Below are 5,000 nucleotides of genomic sequence, written 5' to 3' on the forward strand. Positions count from 1 at the left end.
ATAGCCATATATGGTATTATTTAGTATTAAATCTTCCTACTGTTGTAAACCCTTATTAACACAATTTGTCACACAGCTCTTTGTATTTGACACATTTACAAAATACACCGTATATTACGGTGCGTGGCGATGGGGCTTCATACTATTAGCGATTCTCAGCTTCATAACCGCGGCAGTAGTATGGTTCATGGTAAAAGAGCCAATCAAAGGAGCCTCAGAAAAAGAACTGAAAGGAGTATTAACCGCTGAAGCCGCAGAAAAATTCAAAATAGACCGCACCGCAATCGGAACAATATTCAGAACCAAAACAATCCTCGTCCTAATGGCGCAAGGAATGATAGGATACTTTCCCTGGATCGTGCTTCAGGCCTTTCTTGTGCATTGGCTTGAGTCTGTGAGATATATTCCTCCTACTCAGGCGACTCTGCTGTTTGCGGTGCTGGTGGTGGGTGCTGCTGTGGGGAACGGGCTGGGTGGTTTTCTGGGCGACATTGGTGAGAGGAAGAGTTACAATAGGGGTAGGATTATTGTGACCCAGATTTCGGTTTTGTCGGGTATTCCTATGATATTCTTAATACTCATTTTGCCCCTATCTATAGTGGAGTACACAATTCTGGCTTTGATTACCGCGATTCTGATTAGTTGGGCCGGTCCTGCAGCGGTTCAGCCCATGGTAGCCATGGTGTCGAAGCCGGAAACAAGGAGCACTACCTTCTCCATTGAACAGATGTTCGAGGGTGAATTCGCAGCTGTTGCTGCGGTTATTGCCGGATGGCTTGCAGACACTCTAAACTTTGGAATCGCCGGTATCACAATGCAGACCATAACACCATACATGGGCATTTGGCTGAGCGTATTGCCATTATCATTTTTGCTTGTTTTGTTCACATTATCCGGCCAGTCTCTAACCACAGCTATGCTATGGACAACTGTTATTCCGTGGACTATTTGCTTCTTAATATGGTTCCTAGCGTACAAGACATTTCCAAAAGATAGGGATAAAATTACTAGAATTCTAGAGGAGAGACGCAGAGAACTTGAAAAAGTGAGGTAACAGTCTTATTCGAAATCTCTCCTTATCTTTTTGTTATTTTTGAGGGTTAGAGATAGATTTATAGCTGGTTTAAAAATACTGTCATTTGATTTAGAATTTTCTAGGCGGGTTTTTATGGCTGGTCAGATTCCCAAAGAGTTTCTAGAGTACCCAAATAAGCTTAAACCGAAAGACATTGAAGAAAGTCTGGTGAGGGTCGGCTATCTGCCGAATCAAAAGATAGTCACCACCCTCTTCCTCGCCTTCCAGCTGGACAAGCCCATACTGGTAGAGGGCGCGGCGGGCATCGGTAAAACCTATTTGGGTGTTTGCACAGCGAAACTGTTCGGTTTTCCCTTGATTCGGCTTCAGTGCTATGAGGGAATTCTTCCGGAACAATCAATATACGAGTGGAACTACCACAAGCAGCTTCTCAAAATCCAGATGAACCATTTGCGGGACAATGATGGATGTGAAAAATCGATTTTTTCCGAGGAATACCTTCTGGAACGTCCCCTGTTAACCGCTTTGAAATCTCCTCAGGCGGTGCTTCTCATAGATGAGATAGATAAGGCTGATGAACAATTTGAAGCCTTTCTTCTGGAATTGCTGGGCGAGCGGCAGATCACAATTCCCGAGTTGGGAACCGTACAGGCTCCCGAGAACCAAAAACTGATCACGGTTTTGACTTCGAACAGTTCCCGCGAGCTATCAGAGCCTCTGAAAAGGCGTTGTCTGCACCTCTTTTTGGAATATCCTCCGAAGGAGCTTGAGAAGCGGATCATTCTGCTTAACTGTCCCCAAATGTATGACGAATTTGTGGATAATATTTTGGACTTTTTGGAAAATCTCAGAAGTCTGAGACTGCAGAAAATTCCCTCAATTGCAGAGTCAATTGACTTTGCTCGATCACTTCTAGTAATTGGAAAGAGCGATTTGGATCCGGAAACTGTTAATTCTCTCTTGTCCACTCTTCTCAAAATTAAAAGTGATGTTGACATAGTGAAGCGGAAAGGTATCGAAAACCTTCTCGGCACTGGGAATGATGGCCATTAAGGGTAAGGTTTTTAGAAATGATTGAGGGCTTCGTTAGGCTTCTCCGTGAAAGAAACATTAGGGTGGGAATAGCGGAGACCATTGATGCCTGCAAAGCGTTTTCACTTCTAGAAATAGATAAGGAAGTAATTAGAGAAGGTTTAGCCGCCTGCCTCATAAAAGATGAAATTGACCGGCCGGATTTCGATCATATTTTCAACCTCTACTTCTGTAACTTGGTAGAAGAAAGTAAAAAGACTCCACCATTAGCTCCAACTCAGAAAGGAGAATATGATCCTTCCTCTAAAATTAGACAAGAACAGGAAACAGAGGGACAACGTCAGGAGGATACTCAGCAACCCCACACTCAACGCCAAGATCAACAGATGCAGCAAGGAGTGCTTGCGAGATATGGGGGCATCAGGGGTATAGGGAAGGCAATTGATGAGAATGATCTGGAAGGAGCCGCGGACCAGCTTTTAGAAAGGATTCTCAAAAAATCCCGCGACCCCGATACCTTCACCAAGATGCTTAAAAACTTTATAGAGTATATGAAACTCTATGCGGGTTGGGCGGTGGAGGATACAGCCGATTTTGAGGAATATGTAGGAAGAATAAATGAAGTCCTAAATATCACACAGAGAAAGTTCATAGACCTTTTTAGAGAAGAATACCCCTTAGAGGAACTAATATCTAAACTCGTGAAACTAGATTATGAGAACATAGAGGAGCTGGACTTCAACAAGTATGTAGGCGACCTCACTTTTCTAATCAGTAATGTTGAGAAAATTGAGAAGACCATAAAAAAGCTGGCCAGACAGTTGGCATCCAAGCTCTCAAGGAGAGAGAAAATATCGGATAGGGGCAAGATTAACATCCGCAAATCCATTCGCAAATCCATAGAGTATGGTGGCGTTCTGGCGAAACTGGAGTACAAAATGCGGAAGGTGCAAAAACCAGAAATCATTCTGCTCTGCGATGTTTCCGGTAGCTGCGAGTGGATATCAGACTTTTTCATAACTCTAATGCTGGGCATCAAAAAGGCTTTCACCGAAGTTAAGGGATACATTTTCACAGATCACTGCTGGGCGGTAACCAAGGCACTGGACACCGGAATGGTTGATAGACTATTCCAAGAAATTAGTCACTGGTGGGATTTCTACCGGGGAGGAGGCAGTAGTAACATGGAAACAGCGTTCGAAGACTTTCTCAAAAAAACCCAGGGGGATATCACTAAGAAAACCTCAGTCATTATTCTCAGTGATTGCAGGGACTATCTGGGTTCCCGAGAAGTTTATGGTAACCTAAGAGGATATCCCCGTTCGGCGTACCGAATTGCCAAACTCTCTAAGATGTCTAAAAGACTGATGATTCTCAACCCTGAAGAACCCCGATTCTGGAACACTGGCGACTCGGTGGTAGATTACTATGTGGGAGAGGGGGCAGAGTGTTACCCGGTTAAAAATCTGCAAGAACTGGCCAATATGGTGATTTTAGCTGCGAAAAAAGATTTAAATCCCTATTATCGATAAGGTGTAACATTATTTCCAGAAGGGAGAAATGAGAATGGATGTTTTAGAAGCAATAAAAACAAGGAGAAGTATTAGAGACTACGATACAGGTAAGGAAGTCTCCAAAGAATTAATTGAACAAATTATTGAGGCTGCTAGATGGGCTCCTACCGCCGGTAACCGTCAACCAGTAGAGATTGTGGTGGTTTTCGACCAAGAGAAGAGAGAGAAGATGGCTTCAGTTTCCGGCTATGCCCCTTACCTTAAGGACTCTCCAGTAGCCCTCGTAGTTTGTGTTAACCAAAATAAGTACACTAAAGGATATGAAACTCTTCGTGAATTCTACACCCCCATGGATGGTTCAGCGGCGGTAATGAATATGATGATTATGGCTACTTCACTGGGTTTAGGCACCTGCTGGGACTCAGTTTTCGATAAAAATGTAATAAGGGAATTGCTCAAAATACCTGAACATGTGGAACCATTTTGTATAATAGCTTTAGGATACCCCTCAAAGATACCAGAAAACCCGCCCAGAAGAAGACCACCTGAAGAATACATACATTGGTATACCTATTAGCAGTTTAAAAAATTGAACCCATTAAACAATAATTTTTAGTCTCCTTTTTTAACAATAATTATCTTAAAATAAGATTTCTAAGATAGCCTTGTATTAAAAATGGTTTTAATATAGGTTGTTTGGGGGCTAAGTTATGCCGACGGTTATTACTACTACTCCCAAGAGCATAATTCTTAAAAGAAACTATGCTGATGGCTGGTTTCTGGAAAAATACGCTATGAATATTTACCGTGGCTACCAGCACGCCTGCGAATACTGTGACGGAAGATCCGAAAGATACTATTTAGATTTGGACATCGGAAACAAGATTTACATAAAGGTTAACGCCCCCGAGCTTGTGAAAAAAGGATTAAGAAACAAGGAAAAAGGAATAGTAGCTGTTGGTGGAGGAATAGGGGATTCATACCAGCCATTAGAAAAAAGGTATGAAATAACCCGGAAGGTGCAGGAGGTAATAAACGAATTAAATTTTCCCGCTTCCATTCTAACCAAATCCAGTCTAGTGGAGAGGGATATTGATTTAATCAAAAAAATAAACGAGCAAAACCTAGCACTGGTAGCATTTTCCATCACAAGCCTTGATGATGAGGTTTGGAAAACCTGGGAGCCACGAGCCTCTCCTCCCGAAGAAAGATTTAGAGTAATCGGAAAATTTTCACAGGCGGGAGTTCCGACTGGCTTAATGATGATGCCCATTCTGCCCTTCATTTCAGATAGCACAGAATCCATTAAGAAACTTGTTTCCAGAGCAAAACAGGAGGGCGCCAGCTTTGTTATTACAGGAGGCTTAACCGTTGTCCGAAACTTACCCATCTAGGACACTTCCAGATGGTGTTCGGTT

General features: G+C 42.7%; 5 protein-coding genes. All 5 read left to right on the plus strand.

The genetic code is table 11. From position 1 onward, the window contains the following. Positions 1-10: 10 nt before the first annotated feature. Positions 11-1,054 carry an MFS transporter gene (locus ACUVXA_RS16230; RefSeq protein ID WP_445872329.1) on the plus strand — a complete coding sequence of 348 codons (1,044 nt, stop codon included), beginning with the start codon at positions 11-13 and terminating at the stop codon, positions 1,052-1,054. 114 nt (positions 1,055-1,168) lie between these two features. Beyond that, positions 1,169-2,089 carry an AAA family ATPase gene (locus ACUVXA_RS16235; RefSeq protein ID WP_445872330.1) on the plus strand — a complete coding sequence of 307 codons (921 nt, stop codon included), beginning with the start codon at positions 1,169-1,171 and terminating at the stop codon, positions 2,087-2,089. A 17-nt stretch (positions 2,090-2,106) separates the two neighbouring features. Then, a complete protein-coding gene (locus ACUVXA_RS16240) occupies positions 2,107-3,600 on the plus strand; it encodes a VWA domain-containing protein (protein WP_445872331.1) in 1,494 nt (497 codons plus the stop codon). 34 nt (positions 3,601-3,634) lie between these two features. Then, positions 3,635-4,159, plus strand: a complete 525-nt coding sequence (locus ACUVXA_RS16245) for a nitroreductase family protein (RefSeq protein ID WP_445872332.1) — start codon at positions 3,635-3,637, stop codon at positions 4,157-4,159. 133 nt (positions 4,160-4,292) lie between these two features. Beyond that, on the plus strand, positions 4,293-4,976 hold the full coding sequence (locus ACUVXA_RS16250) for an SPL family radical SAM protein (RefSeq protein ID WP_445872333.1): 684 nt from the start codon (positions 4,293-4,295) through the stop codon (positions 4,974-4,976). Positions 4,977-5,000: the final 24 nt, after the last annotated feature.

It is taken from the genome of Candidatus Jordarchaeum sp., assembly GCF_052745115.1.